Origin of the sequence: Kaistia sp. 32K, from assembly GCF_016629525.1 — a bacterium.
Taxonomy (GTDB): domain Bacteria; phylum Pseudomonadota; class Alphaproteobacteria; order Rhizobiales; family Kaistiaceae; genus Kaistia.
Map to the genome: position 1 here is coordinate 3846152 of NZ_AP024269.1, position 15837 is coordinate 3861988.

20 protein-coding genes are annotated in these 15837 nt (G+C 66.7%); 12 read left to right on the plus strand and 8 right to left on the minus strand.

What is annotated here, in order from left to right; translation table 11 throughout:
• The first annotated feature begins 117 nt into the window (after positions 1-117).
• Positions 118-291, plus strand: a complete 174-nt coding sequence (locus K32_RS17850) for a hypothetical protein (protein WP_201400809.1) — start codon at positions 118-120, stop codon at positions 289-291.
• 171 nt (positions 292-462) lie between these two features.
• On the opposite strand, the gene K32_RS17855 is transcribed toward K32_RS17850, so the two are convergent.
• From K32_RS17855 to K32_RS17865, 3 genes are all read right to left on the minus strand, one after another.
• Positions 463-714: a DUF2312 domain-containing protein gene (locus K32_RS17855; protein WP_201400810.1), complete on the minus strand. Its 252-nt coding sequence runs from the start codon at positions 712-714 to the stop codon at positions 463-465.
• An 88-nt stretch (positions 715-802) separates the two neighbouring features.
• A complete protein-coding gene (locus K32_RS17860) occupies positions 803-1120 on the minus strand; it encodes a DUF1244 domain-containing protein (protein WP_201400811.1) in 318 nt (105 codons plus the stop codon).
• 12 nt (positions 1121-1132) lie between these two features.
• A complete protein-coding gene (locus tag K32_RS17865) occupies positions 1133-1957 on the minus strand; it encodes an N-formylglutamate amidohydrolase (protein ID WP_244669580.1) in 825 nt (274 codons plus the stop codon).
• Positions 1958-2027: 70 nt separating this feature from the next.
• On the opposite strand from K32_RS17865, the gene K32_RS17870 reads away from it, so the two are divergent.
• From K32_RS17870 to pyk, 3 genes are all read left to right on the plus strand, one after another.
• Positions 2028-2936 carry a DMT family transporter gene (locus K32_RS17870; protein ID WP_244669582.1) on the plus strand — a complete coding sequence of 303 codons (909 nt, stop codon included), beginning with the start codon at positions 2028-2030 and terminating at the stop codon, positions 2934-2936.
• A gap of 66 nt (positions 2937-3002) precedes the next feature.
• Positions 3003-3596, plus strand: a complete 594-nt coding sequence (locus K32_RS17875) for a DUF1036 domain-containing protein (RefSeq protein ID WP_201400814.1) — start codon at positions 3003-3005, stop codon at positions 3594-3596.
• Complete coding sequence (gene pyk / locus K32_RS17880) at positions 3593-5032, plus strand: pyruvate kinase (protein ID WP_201400815.1); 1440 nt, start codon at positions 3593-3595, stop codon at positions 5030-5032. The genes K32_RS17875 and pyk overlap by 4 nt, the downstream gene beginning before the upstream one ends.
• A gap of 271 nt (positions 5033-5303) precedes the next feature.
• On the opposite strand, the gene K32_RS17885 is transcribed toward pyk, so the two are convergent.
• Both K32_RS17885 and ykgO read right to left on the minus strand, forming a co-directional pair.
• Positions 5304-5804: a hypothetical protein gene (locus tag K32_RS17885; protein ID WP_201400816.1), complete on the minus strand. Its 501-nt coding sequence runs from the start codon at positions 5802-5804 to the stop codon at positions 5304-5306.
• A 160-nt stretch (positions 5805-5964) separates the two neighbouring features.
• Positions 5965-6090: a type B 50S ribosomal protein L36 gene (ykgO, locus tag K32_RS17890; protein WP_018181353.1), complete on the minus strand. Its 126-nt coding sequence runs from the start codon at positions 6088-6090 to the stop codon at positions 5965-5967.
• A gap of 220 nt (positions 6091-6310) precedes the next feature.
• Here ykgO and K32_RS25095 point away from each other — a divergent pair, with 220 nt between their 5' ends.
• Positions 6311-6496, plus strand: coding sequence for a KGG domain-containing protein (locus K32_RS25095; RefSeq protein WP_201404552.1), 186 nt, complete (start codon positions 6311-6313; stop codon positions 6494-6496).
• Positions 6497-6602: 106 nt separating this feature from the next.
• Here K32_RS25095 and K32_RS17900 read toward each other — a convergent pair whose 3' ends face one another.
• Positions 6603-7061, minus strand: a complete 459-nt coding sequence (locus K32_RS17900) for an Lrp/AsnC family transcriptional regulator (RefSeq protein WP_201400817.1) — start codon at positions 7059-7061, stop codon at positions 6603-6605.
• Positions 7062-7253: 192 nt separating this feature from the next.
• Between K32_RS17900 and K32_RS17905 the strand changes: the two genes are divergently transcribed.
• A complete protein-coding gene (locus tag K32_RS17905; protein WP_201400818.1) occupies positions 7254-8513 on the plus strand; it encodes a D-amino acid dehydrogenase in 1260 nt (419 codons plus the stop codon).
• A gap of 75 nt (positions 8514-8588) precedes the next feature.
• Here the strand turns inward: K32_RS17905 and K32_RS17910 are convergent, their stop codons facing one another.
• Both K32_RS17910 and K32_RS17915 read right to left on the minus strand, forming a co-directional pair.
• Complete coding sequence (locus tag K32_RS17910; RefSeq protein ID WP_201400819.1) at positions 8589-8837, minus strand: hypothetical protein; 249 nt, start codon at positions 8835-8837, stop codon at positions 8589-8591.
• Between the two features lie 322 nt (positions 8838-9159).
• A complete protein-coding gene (locus tag K32_RS17915; protein WP_201400820.1) occupies positions 9160-9741 on the minus strand; it encodes a cupin domain-containing protein in 582 nt (193 codons plus the stop codon).
• Positions 9742-10007: 266 nt separating this feature from the next.
• On the opposite strand from K32_RS17915, the gene K32_RS17920 reads away from it, so the two are divergent.
• The 6 genes from K32_RS17920 (at position 10008) to K32_RS17945 (ending at position 15810) form a co-directional block, all read left to right on the plus strand.
• A complete protein-coding gene (locus K32_RS17920; protein WP_201400821.1) occupies positions 10008-11585 on the plus strand; it encodes an ABC transporter substrate-binding protein in 1578 nt (525 codons plus the stop codon).
• A gap of 71 nt (positions 11586-11656) precedes the next feature.
• Positions 11657-12610, plus strand: coding sequence for an ABC transporter permease (locus tag K32_RS17925; RefSeq protein WP_201400822.1), 954 nt, complete (start codon positions 11657-11659; stop codon positions 12608-12610).
• Positions 12610-13443 (plus strand): ABC transporter permease, encoded by an 834-nt coding sequence (locus K32_RS17930; RefSeq protein WP_201400823.1) that lies wholly within the window; start codon positions 12610-12612, stop codon positions 13441-13443. Before K32_RS17925 ends, K32_RS17930 begins: the two co-directional genes overlap by 1 nt.
• Before the next feature lie 5 nt (positions 13444-13448).
• Positions 13449-14279, plus strand: coding sequence for an ABC transporter ATP-binding protein (locus K32_RS17935; RefSeq protein WP_201400824.1), 831 nt, complete (start codon positions 13449-13451; stop codon positions 14277-14279).
• Positions 14276-15076, plus strand: coding sequence for an ATP-binding cassette domain-containing protein (locus K32_RS17940; RefSeq protein WP_201400825.1), 801 nt, complete (start codon positions 14276-14278; stop codon positions 15074-15076). The genes K32_RS17935 and K32_RS17940 overlap by 4 nt, the downstream gene beginning before the upstream one ends.
• Positions 15073-15810: a DUF1028 domain-containing protein gene (locus K32_RS17945; protein ID WP_201400826.1), complete on the plus strand. Its 738-nt coding sequence runs from the start codon at positions 15073-15075 to the stop codon at positions 15808-15810. Before K32_RS17940 ends, K32_RS17945 begins: the two co-directional genes overlap by 4 nt.
• The last annotated feature ends 27 nt before the right edge of the window (positions 15811-15837 follow it).

Sequence of the window (15837 nt, forward strand, 5' to 3'; positions counted from 1 at the left end):
ACGGAGCGATTGCGAACGGGGCGATCGCCGGTTCGCGTCAAGCGGACGCTTCAAAAAGCTGTCGGGGCCGCCTTCGGGTTGCTATAGGCTGCACATCAGCCCCAGAGGAGGTGTGCCATGAGCGAACCGACCGAGCATTTCAAGAAGGCCGCCCGCCGGAAGTCGGCACCCGTCAAAAAGGTGGCGCTGTCGGCGGAGGCCCGCCAGGCGTACGAGGAACTGGTGCGGAGCCGCGATGAGCGCGACCGCAGCTATGGCCAGTTCCTGCCGTCCGAAAACAAGGGGAAATAGCGCCTCCGGCCCCGCGAGGGGCCGCGCGGATCGACCGACAGGGATCCGCTATGACGGCGAAAAACGAGCGCGGCGGCGCCGATGGGATCATCGGGCCGTCCGCCGCTCGGAACCCGGCGATTCCGCCGGGAAGACAGGTCACCGGGACCGAAGCCCCGGACCAGCTGGTCCTCAGACCATGCCCAGCGCGTTCTTGTAGAGCTCGAGGATCGCCTCTTGCTCTTCGCGCTCGTTGGCGTCCTGCTTGCGCAGAGCCACGATCTTGCGCAGCGCCTTGGTGTCGTAGCCATTGGCCTTCGCCTCGCCGTAGACGTCCTTGATGTCGTCGGCGATCGCCTTCTTCTCTTCCTCGAGGCGCTCGATGCGCTCGACAATGGACCGGAGCTGGGCGGCGGCGATGCCCTGGACTTCGTCTTCAGCCATGTTGGGAAACCTCAATAGATTGGCGCAGGCGAGCGTGAGTGCCCGACTTGGGCGTGGGGGTCAAGCCCGCTCCGGGCGCAGCGGGACGTCAATGATCGGGGCGGTTGGCCGCGAAGGCCGCCAGCGTCTCCGGCGAGGCCTCGGTCTGGTTGCGGTTCTGCCATTCGGAATAGGGCATGCCGTAGATGATCTCGCGCGACTCATCCTTGGAGAGCGCGATGCCCTTCGCCTCCGCCGCCTCGCGATACCAGTTGGCCAGGCAGTTGCGGCAGAAGCCGGCGAGATTCATCAGATCGATGTTCTGCACGTCGCCGCGTTCGCGCAGATGCGCGACGAGTTGCCGGAAGGCGGCCGCCTCGAGCTCGGTCTGCGTCGCCGTGTCGAGGGATTCGGGGGTGCTGGACATGCTTTGAACCTTCTAGTCGACCAGCGGACCGGTCAGGGAACCGAAGAACTCGACGTGATGCGGCGCGGTGCCGATCTCGAGCGCCGTGAGGACGGAGGCGAGGCGCTCCGACCATTCGTCGACGCCGGCCGGCTCGGCGATTAGGTCCTGCCGGATCTCGACCAGCGCATGGGCGAGCCCGCGCCTCGTGGCGTGGCGGTAGAGCGTGTCGCCCTTCAGGGCGCCATGATAGGGCTCGTTGTCGCCGACGACGATTGCCGGATCGCGGGCGAGCCCGGCGATCAGCGGCCGGGCGAGGCGCGGATCGGCGTCCCACAGGATGCCCGCATGCCAGGGGCGCGGGATCCCCTTCCAGAACGGGGTGAAGCTGTGGATCGACAGGATCATCGGCAGCCGGCCGCTGGCGATCCCCGCCTCGATCGCGCCGTTCACCGCGTCGTCATAGGGCTTGTAGAAGCGGGCGATGCGCCGCTCCCGCTCGGCCCGGTCGATGCGGGCATTGCCGGGCACGACCGCGCCGTCGGAGAGCCGCATGATCAGGGTGGGGTCGTCGAGCCCGCGATTGGGATCGATCAGCAGCCGCGAGAAATGCGACAGCACGGCCGGAACGCCGAAGCGCGCCGAAAGGGCGCGGGTCAGCGCCGCCGCGCCGATGTCATAGGCGATGTGGCGCTCGAATTCGGACGCCGGCAGGCCGAGCGAGCCGTATTCGCCCGGCACGTGGCTGGAGGCATGGTCGCAGAGAAGGATCAGGCCGGCGCCCGCGTCGCCGGGCAGGATCTCGAACGCGGCCGCCGCGCCGTCGGCGGCGAAGCCGGAATTTGAATGAGTGCGCATGGCGGAATGATAGTGACCCCGCCGGCCGGCTGCCATAGGAATGTGCTCTGCCCGCTTTTCCGAGATTGCCGTGTCCCGCACCCTGCCATCCGCCTCCGCTCCCGCCTCGATCGCCGCCTTCGCCATCCCCGCCCTGATCCTCGGCGCCATGGCGATGGGCATCTCGCCGATCTTCGTCCGGCTGACCGATGTCGGCCCGTTCGCGAGCGCCTTCTGGCGCGTCGGCGGCGCGCTGCCGCTGCTGCTCGCCTGGGCCGTGTTCGAGGCTCGGCGGTCGGGCGCGCCGCTCGCCTCGATCCTGAAGGTCGATGGCGCGATCCTCGCCGCGGGACTGCTGTTCGCAGGCGACCTGATCTTCTGGCATCTCGCCATCCTGAAGACGAGCGTCGCCAACGCCACCTTCCTCGCCACCATGGCGCCGGTCTGGGTGGTGCTCGGATCCGGCCTCTTCATCGGCGAAAAGGTCGGTCGCGGCGTGCTGGCCGGCCTCGCGCTCTGCCTGCTCGGCGCCGCCTTCCTGATCGGCATGAGCTGGAGCGTGCGGCCGGACCATCTCGACGGCGATCTCTTCGGCATCGCGACGTCGTTCTTCTTCGGCGGCTATTTCCTCGCCGTCCGCGTGGCGCGCCGCCGGTCGTCCGCCGGCAAGATCACCTTCCTGTCGACGGTGATCACAGCCGTCGTGCTGCTCGCCATCACGCTCGCGACCGAGCCGCGCCTGCTACCGCAGACGGTCGAGAGCGCCGCGTCGCTCGCCGGCCTCGCCTTCATCAGCCATGCCGGCGGCCAGGGACTGCTCGCCTTCGCGCTCGGCCATCTGCCCGCCGCTTTTTCGGCGCTGGTGATCTTCCTGGAGGCCGTCGCGGCCGCCGTGGCGGGCTGGCTCTTCCTGGGCGAGGCGGTCTCGGTGGCTCAGCTCGTCGGCGGCGCCATGATCCTCGCCGGAATCGGCGTCGCACGCCCGCGACGACCCGGTTGATCCGGGAGTTTCAGCCATCATGCCGCCGCGTTTGTTTTGAACATCAGGCTCATGCGATTCATCGGAATGAAACCTGCGGCCCGCCCGCGCAACGAGCCGGCCGCGCCCCCTGCTGCACCAGAGCAGCGACGGTTGACAGCCGGAAAGCGGCGACGGCATAAAGCTGCCTCCTACGTCAACCGGTTCGCGACCCTATCGATGCGATCATCCCTGCTTCGACATTGGCCGCGGCCGGCCCTATTGGCCCTTGCGCTCGCTTTTGCCTCTCTGTTCCTGTTCGCGGAGCCCGCCTCCGCAGACCTTCGCCTCTGCAACAAGACGCCCAGCCGCGTCGGCATCGCCATCGGCTACAAGGACAAGAAAGTCTGGACCACCGAAGGTTGGTGGAACGTGCCGGTCAATAGCTGCGAGACGCTGGTCAGCGGCACGCTCGTGTCACGATACTATTACGTCTATGCGGTCGACTACGATCACGGCGGCGAGTGGAGCGGCAAATACGTGATGTGCACCAAAGACAAAATGTTTACGATCGAGGGCACGGAAGATTGCGTGCCGCGAGGCTTTAATCGGTCCGGTTTCTTCGAAGTCGACACCGGCGAACAAACCAGCTGGACGATCCAGCTCAATGAACCTGCCCAGCAAGGAGCTAATCGAAAATGAGACGGTCGCGTAAGGTCAAAATTCTCGCGACCCTGGGCCCAGCATCCTCCGACAAGGCGACGATTGAAGCCCTGTTCCGGGCCGGCGCCGACGTCTTCCGCATCAATATGAGCCACACGGCGCACGACAAGCTCAACGAGCTGGTCCGCATCATTCGCACCGTGGAAGCCGATGTCGGCCGTCCGATCGGCATCCTTGCCGATCTTCAGGGTCCCAAGCTTCGCCTCGGCACGTTCGCCGACAAGGCGGTCGAGATCACCGTCGGGCAGAATTTCGTGCTCGACAGCGATCCGACGCCCGGCACCACCGGCCGCGTCTTCCTGCCGCATCCGGAAATCCTCGAGGTCCTCGAGCCCGGCCATCGCCTGCTGATCGACGACGGCAAGGTTCGCCTCCGCGTCATCTCGGCCGACGGCAAGAGCGCGCTGACCACCGTGGAAGTCGGCGTCAAGCTTTCGGACCGCAAGGGCGTCAGCGTTCCCGATTCGACGATCAAGACCGGCGCGCTGACCGAGAAGGATCGCGCCGATCTCGATGCGGCCCTCCAGGCCAATGTCGACTGGATCGCGCTTTCCTTCGTGCAGCGTCCGGACGACGTCGCCGAAGTGCGCAAGATCGCCGCCGGCCGCGCCGGCATCATGTCGAAGATCGAGAAGCCGCAGGCCGTGCAGCGCCTCGCGGAGATCATCGAGATCTCCGACGCCCTCATGGTCGCCCGCGGCGATCTCGGCGTCGAGATGCCGCTCGAGCAGGTTCCGGGCATCCAGAAGCAGATCACCCGCGCCTGCCGCCGCGCCGGCAAGCCGGTGGTCGTCGCGACCCAGATGCTCGAATCGATGATCACGGCGCCGGTCCCGACCCGCGCCGAGGTGTCGGACGTCGCCACCGCGGTCTACGAGGGCGCGGACGCGATCATGCTGTCGGCCGAATCCGCCGCCGGCGCGTTCCCGATCGAGGCCGTCGCGACGATGGACCGGATCGCCACCCAGGTGGAGCTCGATTCGAACCACAAGAACATCATGCATGCCCAGCGCACCGAGCCGGAAGCAACCGGCGCCGATGCGATCTCGGCGGCGGCCCGGCAGATCGCCGAGACGCTGAACCTCGCGGCGATCTGCTGCTACACGGCATCCGGCTCGACCGGCCTTCGCGCGGCGCGCGAACGGCCGCAGACGCCGATCATCGCCCTGTCGCCGATCGTCTCGACGGCCCGGCGCCTGTCGGTCGTCTGGGGCCTGCACTGCGTGGTCAGCGACGACGCCTACAATCTCGACGACATGGTGAACCGTGCGTCCTTCATCGCCAATCGCGAGGAATTCGCGAAGCCCGGCGACCGGATCATCATCACCGCCGGCGTGCCGCTGCGCACGCCGGGCGCCACCAACATGCTGCGCATCGCCTTCGTCGGCGCCAGCACGGAGGAAGGCCGCCGCTAGGCGGCCTCGGCAGGCCGCGCAAGCGCCCCTGCCGGACCCCACGACTATCCCGCCCCTCCTTCGGGAGGGGCGGCCCCAGGCGGCTCCTCAGCGGCCTGCCTGCCGCCAGCCGCGCACCAGCGCCGCCGCCGCGTCCCCCAAAAAAATCCCGTTCTGAAAGTACGTCTGCCGCCCCGCGAGGCCGCGATCTCGCGCGTTCGCGATTCCTTGGCGTTCTTAGGCGCGCTCCGGCGCTCTGGGGCGTTCCTGGGCGCTCTGCGCCAGTATGCGGCTAGATCTGCCGGCCCTCGACCTCGGGCTCCAGCGTCTTGATCGCGTCGCGCACCTGGTCGTCGAGATAGGGATCGATGGTGAGCGCCTTGCGGAGGGCGGCGAGCGCCTCCTTCTTGCGGTCGATCTCGTTCAGGATCATGCCGAGACCCGCCAGCGCCCCGAAGTGGCGCGGCTCCAGCGCCAGCACCTTCTCGATGTCCGAGAGGGCCTTGCCGTATTCGTCCTGCAGGAAGAAGAGGGTCGCGCGCCGGTTCCAGCCCTCGGCGAAATCGGGCTTCAGCGCGATGACGGCATCAAGGAAGTCATAGGCGCGCGCATAGTCCTTGGTCGCGATCGCCTCGGCCGCCCACTGCATCAGGAGATCGATCGTGTCGCTGCCAGACTTGAGCCAGCGCCGCTGGATCTCCGCCTCGGCGGTGGAGCCGGCGGTCTCGTCGCCCGGCTTGCCGAGCGTCTCGAACAATTGATCGATGCTCTGGTTGGCGAGATCCCCGCCCACGACGATATCGGGCCGGTCGCTCGTCGACGCGAGAGACGGCGAAACCAGAGCGGCCAACGCAACGAGAGAAACGACAAATGCCCGCATGGAGGCCATCATAGCCGCCAAACGGGCATCGTCAAAACCAAATCCGCAAGGCGTGCCATGGCACGCCCAGACATTAGCCCTGACGGGCCTTGTAGCGCGGATTGACCTTGTTGATGATGAAAACACGGCCCTTCCGGCGGACGAGCCGGTTGGCGCGGTGACGCCCGAGCAGGGACTTGAGCGAGTTCTTGATCTTCATGGCGCGACGCTCGCGAAAGGGTTCTGGGAACGAAACGAGCGCCCAAGGCGCCCGCTCGAAAATTCGGCCGGACCATAGGCAGCGAGGCCCTGCCTTGTCAACACGAGGGGGCCAGAATCCTGAGATTTCGGCCTGAGACACCCTGTTATGCGGCAAAGTTCGGAACGATTGGCGCGGAAGGGGGTTTTCAAGCCGGACGGGGTTCATTGGAGTGAGCGACATGCCCAACAAAGAGCACCGCGGCGGATCCGGAAACTTCGCCAACGACCCGAAACGAGCCTCTGAAATGGGCAAGAAGGGCGGCGAACAGTCCGGGCAGCGCCAGCAGGCCCAGACGACCGAAAAGACCCCACAGCAGGGTTCCCAGCAGAAGAAGGGCGACATGCCGAAGGGCGGTCAGCGCTGATCGATCCACGGATCGAGACCTATCGAACCCGTCCCCTCGCGGACGGGTTCTTTTTGGTCTCATGCGGCCCGTCCGCGCGAATCGTCGGCATCACACGCTCCCGATTCTACGCCGGGCGCCGCGTCGACAGCACGTTGCGGATGGCGAAGCTCGAATGGATGCGGGCGACGCCGGGGAGCGCCGACAGAATCTCCTTGTGCACCCGCTCGAAGCTCGCCGCGGTCTCGACCTCGACCCGCAGAAAATAATCCGAGCCGCCGGTCATCAGATAGCACTCGCGGATCTCGGGATGCTTGCGCACCGCCGCCTCGAAGCGGTTCAGATAGTCCTCGGTCTGGCGCTCGAGCGTGATCTGCACGATGACGGCGATCCCCTCCCCGGCGACGCCGCTGCTCACCAGCGCCGTATAGCCCCGGATGACGCCGGTCTGCTCCAGGATGTTGACCCGCCGCAGGCAGGCGGAGGGCGACAGGCCAACCTCCTCCGCCAGCTTGGCATTGCTCATCCGCGCGTCGAGGCGGAGCAGCCGGATGATGTTGCGGTCGATGGCATCGAGGCTGGACATGAATTTTCTTTCAGGGGCGGCATGGAAGATTGCGCTGGTTGCCCACGGATCGCAGGAACTTGCGCGAATAGATCAGACGTTCGCACGACGGCGCAATATGATGGAGGGATCGATGGGGCGACGCCGGGACGGTCGCCGGCAGGCCGATGACAATCGGCACCGGGCGCCGCCGGCGCGTGGGCAAGGAAAGCCATGAAAGTCACCATTCTCGGCGCGGGCGTCATCGGCGTGACCTCCGCCTATTATCTCGCGAAGGCCGGTCATCAGGTGACGGTGGTGGACCGCCAGCCCGGCCCGGCGCTGGAAACCAGCTTCGCCAATGCCGGCGAGATCTCGCCCGGCTATTCCTCGCCCTGGGCCGCCCCCGGCATTCCCCAGAAGGCGGTGAAATGGGTGTTCATGAAATACGCCCCGCTGATCATCCAGCCGATGCTCGACGCCGATACCTGGCGCTGGGTGATCGCCATGCTCGGCAATTGCACGTCCGCCCGCTACGCCACCAACAAGAGCCGGATGGTGCGGCTCGCCGAATATTCGCGCGACTGTCTGATCGCGCTGCGCGACGAGACCGGCATCCAATATGATGGGCGCGCCCAGGGCACGCTGCAGCTGTTCCGGACGCAGAAGCAGCTGGACGGCATCGGCAAGGACGTCGACGTTCTGAAAAGCGACGGTGTGCCCTTCGAAGTGCTGGACCCGGCCGGCTGCGTCGGCGCCGAACCGGGCCTCGCGCATGTCCGCGACAAGATCGTCGGCGGCCTCCGGCTGCCGCATGACGAGACCGGCGACTGCTTCAAGTTCACCAACGAGCTGGCGCGGCGGGCCGAGGCGCTCGGCGTCGTCTTCTGCTATGGCGTCGACATTCTCGGCCTCCGCACCGAGGGCAAGCGGGTCGTCGCCGTCGAGACCTCGGCCGGCGAGCTCGCCAGCGACGTCTTCGTCGCGGCGATGGGCAGCTTCACGCCGCGCCTCCTGAAGCCGCTCGACCTCCGCGTGCCGGTCTATCCGGTCAAGGGCTATTCGATCACGGTGCCGATCGTCGACGAGACGCGCGCGCCGGTCTCGACCGTCATGGACGAGACCTACAAGATCGCCATCACCCGCCTCGGCGATCGCATCCGCGTCGGCGGCATGGCGGAGATCGCCGGCTTCAACCGCGACCTGCCGCCCTCGCGGAAAGCCACGCTGGTCTATTCGGTCGAGGATCTGTTCGGCGGCGCCGGCGACCAGTCAAAGGCGAGCTTCTGGTGCGGCTTGCGGCCGATGACGCCGGACGGCACGCCGGTGATCGGCGCGACGGGCTACGGCAATCTCTATCTGAATACCGGACACGGCACGCTCGGCTGGACCATGGCCTGCGGCTCGGGCCGGCTGCTCGCCGACCTGATCGACGGCAGGACACCGGACATCCGTTCCGACGATCTCGGCCTCGCCCGCTACGACGGCCGGTGAGCGGACAGACGGGCGGGACGGCCCGCGACGCTCGCCGTCCCGCGAATTCTGACAAGTCTACTCGACGCTATCGATCTAGTAGCTCGTGCCCTTGCTAGGCGCCATGGTTCCCTTGGGCGCCATGGTTCCGCTCGACGGCGTGAGGTTGTGATGGGTGGGCGTCTCGCAGCGCCACACATGCTTGCCCTTCTCCATCACCCGCGTCGCCTGCGTGCCCGCCTTGCAGCTCAGGCCATGCGTCGAGGCCGCCGACGCCGGAGCGCCAGCCGTCAACGCGAAGAGGGCCAAGGCCGAAGCGGTTGCGAGTGCGAGTTTTGTCTTCATGATTTTCCTCCAACTCCGCCAGAGTCGTTCAGCCCATACCGGGCAGGAGGCGACACCAGCCTGAAACTGAAGTGGGGCGCCGTCGCGACATGGCAATTCCACGCGCCCGGCGGGGGCACGCGGATCGGCGGGGATCGACGGGGACAGGCCGGCCCGGACAGGGCACCGCACCCGATGCAACCTTGAATAAGCCAGCCTTTGCAGTGCGTTAGGCGGTGCGTCCACCGCGGCGGCAGACCCGCCGCCACGGCCGGGAGCCCAGATGTCCGCGCGGTTAAATTTCGGACATCTTGGAGATCCGCCTGTTTCGCCCGCGACGGCCTCAGTAAGGCGGCGAGTTGACCCAGACGATGCGGGCGACGACCGTGCCGATATTGCTGTAGCTGTGCGGCAGCGACGACTGGAAGAAGAACGAGCTACCGGCCCCGATCACCACGGCATGGCCGTCGACCACGAGCTCGATCGTGCCCTCGATAACGTAGCCGACCTCCTCGCCGACATGGCGGAGGATGCCGTTCGATCCACCGCCCGGCGGCACGACATGGATGTTGGCGTTGAGGGTCCGGCCCTCGGCATAGGGGATCATCCGCTCGAAGCTGGCGAGCGGCGGGCCGGAGTCGCGGCGCTCGAGCTGGAGGACCGGACGCTCGCCGCTGCGATAGACGGTGAGCGGCGCCTTCGGCGTATCGCTGAACAGCGCCTGCACCGGCGTCCCGAGCGCCTCGGCAAGCCGATGCAGCAGATGCAGCGACGGATCGGCGCGGTCGTTCTCGACCTTCGAGAGCATGCTTTCCGAGCAGCCGAGCTCGGCGGCGAGATCCTTCAGCCGCAATCCCTTGAGCCGGCGAAGATGGCGCAGCTGCGCTCCAAGCGACGGTGTCTCCACGTCGTCGCCGGCAGCCATGGCCTTGTCCAATTCACGCATTGCCGAGTTCACACCTGAACCGAGGTTGAATGAACTTGTACCGCATGCAACGCCTCGAAAACAGCGTCCGCTTGCTCAGATTTTGACTGGGCATGATCAGAAATTGCCCTTGACCCCCGGCATGACTTTCCTGACATTCAAGTGCATTCAATTTTTTGGTCAACCGTGCCGAGGGGGCGCGGAAGCCAATCCGCGAATGGAACCACATCGCGGAAAGCGTTCGATTGCAGGGAGATCGATCCGACATGACACATCATCGGCGCGCGACGGTAAGCCGTCGTTTCCTTCTGAAGGCCGGCGTCGCGGCGGCGGCCGTGATGGCCGTCGGGATGCCGCTCGGCATGGCTCCGGCATTCGCCGAGGAGCCGGTGCGCGGCGGCGTGCTGAAGCTCGCCTTCTCGGCCGATCCGGCCGGCTTCGATCCGGCGCGCGGACCGAGCGGCATGTCGCATGTCGTCATCGAGCAGATCTATTCGACGCTGATGTCGCTCGATCCCGACGCCCAGCCCTATCCCGACCTCGCCACCGGCTACGAGGTCTCCGAGGACGGCAAGACCTACACCTTCAAGCTGCGCGAAGGGGTGAAATTCCACAATGGCGACCCGGTCACGGCCGAGGACGTCAAGTTCACCTTCGACCGCCTGCGCGCGCCCGACAGCGGCTATTCGTACGCCTCGCAGGTCGAGACGATCGAATCGATCGACGTCGTCGATCCGCTCACCGTCCGCTTCAACCTGTCCAAGCCGACCGGCCCGTTCCTGATCTACATGGCCTTCCCGGGCTCCTCGATCGTGCCGAAGAAGCTGGTCGAAAGTGGGCATGACCTGAACTCGCAGCCGGTCGGCAGCGGTCCGTTCAAGTTCGTCTCCTACACACCGCGCTCGATGATCAATTTCGAGCGCAACGCCGACTTCTACGAAGAGGGCAAGCCGTATTTCGACGCGATCGAGATGCACCTGATCGCCGACGTCACGGCGCTGACCAACGCGCTGATCTCCGGTACGGTGAACTTCTCGAACGAGATTCCGGCCAAGGACTGGGCGACGATCTCCGCCACCCCCGGCCTCACCGGCCAGACGCTGGAAGGCTCGCGCTACTACTGGCTGCTGCCGAACAACACCACGGCCCCGCTCGACAATCCGAAGGTTCGCCAGGCCATCGCGCATGCGATCGACCGCCAGGCGATCACCGCCGGCACCTTCTTCGGCCAGGCGACGCCGATCCTCGGCGGCGTCATCCCGGAGTGGAACTGGGCCTATGCAGACCTGAAGGAGTTCACGCCGGCCGCCAACCCGGAGAAGGCCAAGGCGCTGCTCGCGGAGGCCGGCTTCCCGGACGGCTTCGAGACCTCGCTCACCATGGCCTCGTCCTTCCCGGCCATGGTCGCCATGGCGCCGATCATCCAGGCGAACCTCGCCGCCGTCGGCATCAAGGCCAAGATCTCGACCATGGAAATCCCGCGCTACTGGGACGAGGTCTGGGGTCCGAGCCAGTTCGACATGACGACGATGTACTGGGTCAGCCCGCTGGCCGATCCCGACGATTTCGTCACCAGCAACTATTCCTGCAACACCGGCATCAACGTCCAGAAAAGCTGCTCGGACGGCATGACGGCGATCCTCGCCGAGGCCAAGTCCGGCACGACGCTCGAGGCGCGCAAAGCGTCCTACAAGCGCCAGCAGGAGCTGTCGCTCGAAGAGATGCCAATCGTGCCGCTGGTCAATGCGTGGATCCTCACGGCCCATACCGACCAGCTGAAGAACTACAAGCCGATGCGCACCGGTTTCCTCAAGACCATCAAGGACGCCTGGCTGGCTCCCTGATCGTTTCCTGAGCCCGCCGTCGGCCTTCGTCCCGACGGCGGGCTTCCTCTTTTTCAGGTCGCTCCCCCTCCATGATCAGGCTCGTTCTGACCAGGCTCGCCGGCTTCGTGCTGACGCTGTTCGCGGCGTCCGTCGTGCTGTTCGTCACAATCAACGTCCTGCCCGGATCCGCCGCCAAATCCGCGCTCGGCATTCATGCCACCGCCCAGGCCATCCAGCGCTTCGAGGCGCAGCACGGCCTCGACCGGCCGTTGGTCGTCCAGTACGCCGAATGGCTCGGCCGGACGCTGCGCGGCGATTTCGGCACCTCGTTCCAGAACGGCGTCGCCGTCGGGCCGGAGTTGCTGAAGCGCCTGCCGGTGACGCTGGAGCTTGCGACCTTCGCATTCATCATCGCCAATCTGATCGCCATCCCGCTCGGCGCCTGGGCGGCGCGCCGGCACCAGAAGGGCGCCGACCGCTCGATCACCTTCCTCGCCACCATCCTGGGCGCGATCCCGAATTTCTGGCTGGCGACGCTGCTGGTGCTCGTCTTCACGCTGACGCTGCGCTGGCTGCCGCCCGGCGGCTTCACGCCGTTCACCGTCAACCCGGTGATGAACCTGAAGCAGATGATCATGCCGGCGCTGTCACTTGGCATCGTCTCGTCGGCGCTGCTCATCCGCATCATGCGCGCCTCGATGCTCGAAGTGCTGTCGACCGACTATGTCCGCACCGCCGAGGCCAAGGGCGCCAGCAGCCGGACCATCGTGTTCCGCCATTCGATGCGCAACGCCTTCATCCCCTATCTGAACGTTGCCGCCGTCGAGTTCGGCTTCCTGTTCGGCAGCGTCGTCGTCATCGAGGACATCTTCCTCTTGCCGGGCGTCGGCTCCTTCGTGCTGGTCGGCATCATCAACCGCGACTATCCGGTGCTGCTCGCCGGCGCGCTCGCCATCACCCTGTTCGTGCTGACGCTGAACCTCCTGGTCGACCTGATCGCCAGCCTGCTCGATCCGCGCCAGGTCAAGGCGAGGAGCTCGTGATGTCAGCTGCAGCCGGTTTCGATTTCCGCCGCTGGCGGCTGGTGCTCCTCGGCGGCCTTCTCGTCGGGGTAGTGCTCTTCGCCGCGATCTTCGCGCCGTGGATCACCCCCTATTCGCCGCTCGAGCTCGACGTCACCAAGATGCTGCAGCCGCCGAGTGCGGGCCATTGGCTCGGCACAGACGAGCTCGGCCGCGACGTGCTCTCGCGCGCCATCTTCGCCGCCCGCGTCTCGATGCAGGTAGCGCTGCTTGCCGTCACCGTCGGCCTCGTCGGCGGCACGCTGATCGGCATGACGGCGGCCTATTTCGGCGGCATCGTCGAGCAGGTCCTGATGCGGGCGATGGACCTCCTATTCTCCTTCCCCGCCATCCTGCTCGCCGTCGTGCTGATGGCGAGCCTCGGCACCAGCGTGCTGAACGCGATGATCGCGATCGGCATCGTCTTCATCCCGGGCTTCTCGCGGCTCGCCCGCGCTTCGACGCAGGCGGTGCTGCGCCAGCAATACATCGAGGCGGCCCGCTCGATCGGCATGAGCGACGCGCGCATCATCTTCCGCGAGATCCTGCCCAACATCATGGCGCCGCTGATGGTCGAGGCGGCCGTCGCCTTCGCCTATGCTGTTCTGCTCGAATCCGCCCTCTCCTTCCTGGGCCTCGGCGCGCAGCCGCCCGACCCCTCCTGGGGCAACATGCTGAGCACGGGCCGCGGCTTCATGGCCCAGGCGCCGTGGCTGTCGATCGTTCCCGGCATGGCGATGTTCATCTGCGTGCTCGGCTTCAACCTGCTCGGCGACGGTCTGCGCGACGTCACCGATCCGCATATGAGGGAGTGACCGACATGGACATCCGCTCCCGCGCTCTCGAAAATGGGCGCCCGACCCTTTCGGTCCGCGACCTCACCGTCGATTTCCCGAAGCGCAGCGGCTCATTCCGGGCGGTCGACGGTGTCTCGCTCGATGTCTGGCCCGGCGAGATCGTCGGCGTCATCGGCGAATCCGGTTCCGGCAAGACAATGACGGCGCTCTCCACGCTCCGCATGCTGCCGAAGCGCGCCGTCGTCTCCGGCTCGATCGAACTTGGTCCGCGCCGCATCCTCGACCTGTCGCCGGCCGAAATGCGCAAGCTGCGCGGCGACCGCCTCTCATTCATCCCGCAGGACGCCATGCGGGCGCTGAACCCGACCATGCGGATCGGCCGCCAGGTCGGCGAACCGCTGGTGCTGCACCGGAACCTCTCCTTCAAGGCCGCCGTATCCCGCGCCGTCGACCTGCTCCGCGCCGTGCATGTGCGCGAGCCGGAACGGCGGGTCGAGGACTATCCGCACGGCTTTTCCGGCGGCATGCAGCAGCGCGCCATGATCGCCATGGGCCTGGCGCTGGAGCCGGAACTGATCATCGCCGACGAGCCGACCACGGCGCTCGACGTCACGGTCCAGGCGCAGGTGCTGAAGCTGCTCAAAGAAATCCGCGATCGCGAGAAAACGTCGATTCTCTTCATCACCCATGATCTCGGCGTCGTCGCGGAACTCTGCGACTGGGTCTATGTGATGTATCGCGGCAAGATCGTCGAACAGGGCTCGGTCGAGCGCATCTTCACCGAGCCGCGCGAGGACTACACCAAGATGCTGCTGGCTTCGACGCCGACCCTGTTTCCGAAGGTGGCGTCATGAGCGACACGGTGATCCAGGTCGCCGGCGTGACGAAATCCTTCGTGCGCGGCGTCAACGCGGTCGACGACGTGACGCTGTCGGTAGCGCGCGGCGAGACGCTCGGCATCGTCGGCGAATCGGGCTCCGGCAAGTCGACGCTGCTCCGGATGATTCTGCGCCTGATACGCCCGAGCGCCGGCGCGATCACGCTGGACGGGCGCGACGTCTGGGCGGCGTCCGGCCGCGATCTCAAGCAGGCGCGCCGCCAGATGCAGGCCGTCTTCCAGGACCCGGCCTCGTCGTTCAACCCGCGCCAGAACATCGGCACGATCCTCGCCGCGCCGCTCGAAGTGCACGGCATCGGCGACCGGGCGTCGCGGGCGAGACTGATCGGCGAGACGCTGGAGCGTGTCGGCCTGCCGACCACGACCATCACCCGCTATCCGCACCAGCTTTCCGGCGGCCAGCGCCAGCGCGTCGCGATCGCCCGCGCCGTCATCCTGCGCCCCGCCGTCGTGCTCGCCGACGAGCCGACCTCGGCGCTCGACGTCTCGGTGCAGGCGCAGGTGCTGAAGCTCTTCCGCGAGATCAAGGACGAGCTCGGCCTGACCTCGGTCTTCGTCAGCCACAATCTGGCGGTGATCCGCGAGGTCAGCGACCGTGTCGCCGTCATGCGGCACGGCAAGCTGATCGAGATCGGCACGGCCGAGCGCGTGTTTTCCGCCCCCGAGAGCGACTATACGAGGGCGCTGATCGACGCGGTGCCCGACCCCTTCCGCCGCTTCCGCGCACCCGTTGAACTGGAATCCGGATCATGATCGAGCTGAACACCTTCTCCGTCTCCGCCCGCTGCCCGCGCAGCGGCATGCTCGGCGTCGCCGTCTCGACCGCGGTGCCGGCGGTCGGCGGCATCTGCATCTTCGCCGACGCCGGTGTCGGCGCCATCGCCACCCAGTCCTGGGTCAATCCCTATCTCGGCATCGACGGCCTGGAATTGCTGCGCAAGGGAATGTCGGCGCCGGAAGCGCTGGCCAAACTGATCGCCGAGGATCCCGGCCAGTCGGTGCGCCAGCTCGGCATCGTCGACGGCGAGGGCCGCACCGCCGCCCATACCGGCAGCGACTGCGTTGGCTGGGCCGGCCATATCGAGGGCGACGGCTTCACCGTGCAGGGCAACATGCTGGTCGGCGCCGCGACGATCGACGCCATGGCGGAAGCGGCCGAGCGCAGCGCCGGTTTCGACCTGCACGAGCGGCTGATGCTGATCCTCGAAGCCGGCCAGGCCGCCGGCGGCGACAAGCGCGGCAAGCAGTCGGCGGCGCTCAAGGTGTTCAAGGAGGAATCCTTCGCCTGGCTCGACCTGCGCGTCGACGAGCACCGCAACCCGGTCGCCGAGCTGCGCCGTGTGTTCGAGATCGCCAAGCACCAGTTGCTGCCCTTCATCGACGGCATGCCGTCGCGCGAGGATCCGATCGGCGGCATCCCCGCCCCCGTCACCGCCATGCTGCTGACCCCGCCGCCCTATCGCCCCGGCGGCAGCGGCGGCGCGTGAGGCGAGACGATCCAGCCTGTATAGTGA

Excerpts from the sequence above, each read along its gene's own strand:
- K32_RS17935 (WP_201400824.1), top strand. The coding sequence starts at position 13,449 with ATGGACATCCGCTCCCGCGCTCTCGAAAATGGGCGCCCGACCCTTTCG.
- K32_RS17900 (WP_201400817.1), bottom strand. The coding sequence starts at position 7,061 with ATGTCCAGCCTCGATGCCATCGACCGCAACATCATCCGGCTGCTCCGC.
- K32_RS17925 (WP_201400822.1), top strand. The coding sequence starts at position 11,657 with ATGATCAGGCTCGTTCTGACCAGGCTCGCCGGCTTCGTGCTGACGCTG.
- K32_RS17930 (WP_201400823.1), top strand. The coding sequence starts at position 12,610 with ATGTCAGCTGCAGCCGGTTTCGATTTCCGCCGCTGGCGGCTGGTGCTC.
- K32_RS17940 (WP_201400825.1), top strand. The coding sequence starts at position 14,276 with ATGAGCGACACGGTGATCCAGGTCGCCGGCGTGACGAAATCCTTCGTG.
- K32_RS17850 (WP_201400809.1), top strand. The coding sequence starts at position 118 with ATGAGCGAACCGACCGAGCATTTCAAGAAGGCCGCCCGCCGGAAGTCG.
- pyk (WP_201400815.1), top strand. The coding sequence starts at position 3,593 with ATGAGACGGTCGCGTAAGGTCAAAATTCTCGCGACCCTGGGCCCAGCA.
- K32_RS17945 (WP_201400826.1), top strand. The coding sequence starts at position 15,073 with ATGATCGAGCTGAACACCTTCTCCGTCTCCGCCCGCTGCCCGCGCAGC.
- K32_RS17905 (WP_201400818.1), top strand. The coding sequence starts at position 7,254 with ATGAAAGTCACCATTCTCGGCGCGGGCGTCATCGGCGTGACCTCCGCC.
- K32_RS17910 (WP_201400819.1), bottom strand. The coding sequence starts at position 8,837 with ATGAAGACAAAACTCGCACTCGCAACCGCTTCGGCCTTGGCCCTCTTC.
- K32_RS17860 (WP_201400811.1), bottom strand. The coding sequence starts at position 1,120 with ATGTCCAGCACCCCCGAATCCCTCGACACGGCGACGCAGACCGAGCTC.
- K32_RS17915 (WP_201400820.1), bottom strand. The coding sequence starts at position 9,741 with ATGGCTGCCGGCGACGACGTGGAGACACCGTCGCTTGGAGCGCAGCTG.
- K32_RS17855 (WP_201400810.1), bottom strand. The coding sequence starts at position 714 with ATGGCTGAAGACGAAGTCCAGGGCATCGCCGCCGCCCAGCTCCGGTCC.
- K32_RS17865 (WP_244669580.1), bottom strand. The coding sequence starts at position 1,957 with ATGCGCACTCATTCAAATTCCGGCTTCGCCGCCGACGGCGCGGCGGCC.
- K32_RS17920 (WP_201400821.1), top strand. The coding sequence starts at position 10,008 with ATGACACATCATCGGCGCGCGACGGTAAGCCGTCGTTTCCTTCTGAAG.
- K32_RS17875 (WP_201400814.1), top strand. The coding sequence starts at position 3,003 with ATGAAACCTGCGGCCCGCCCGCGCAACGAGCCGGCCGCGCCCCCTGCT.
- ykgO (WP_018181353.1), bottom strand. The coding sequence starts at position 6,090 with ATGAAGATCAAGAACTCGCTCAAGTCCCTGCTCGGGCGTCACCGCGCC.
- K32_RS25095 (WP_201404552.1), top strand. The coding sequence starts at position 6,311 with ATGCCCAACAAAGAGCACCGCGGCGGATCCGGAAACTTCGCCAACGAC.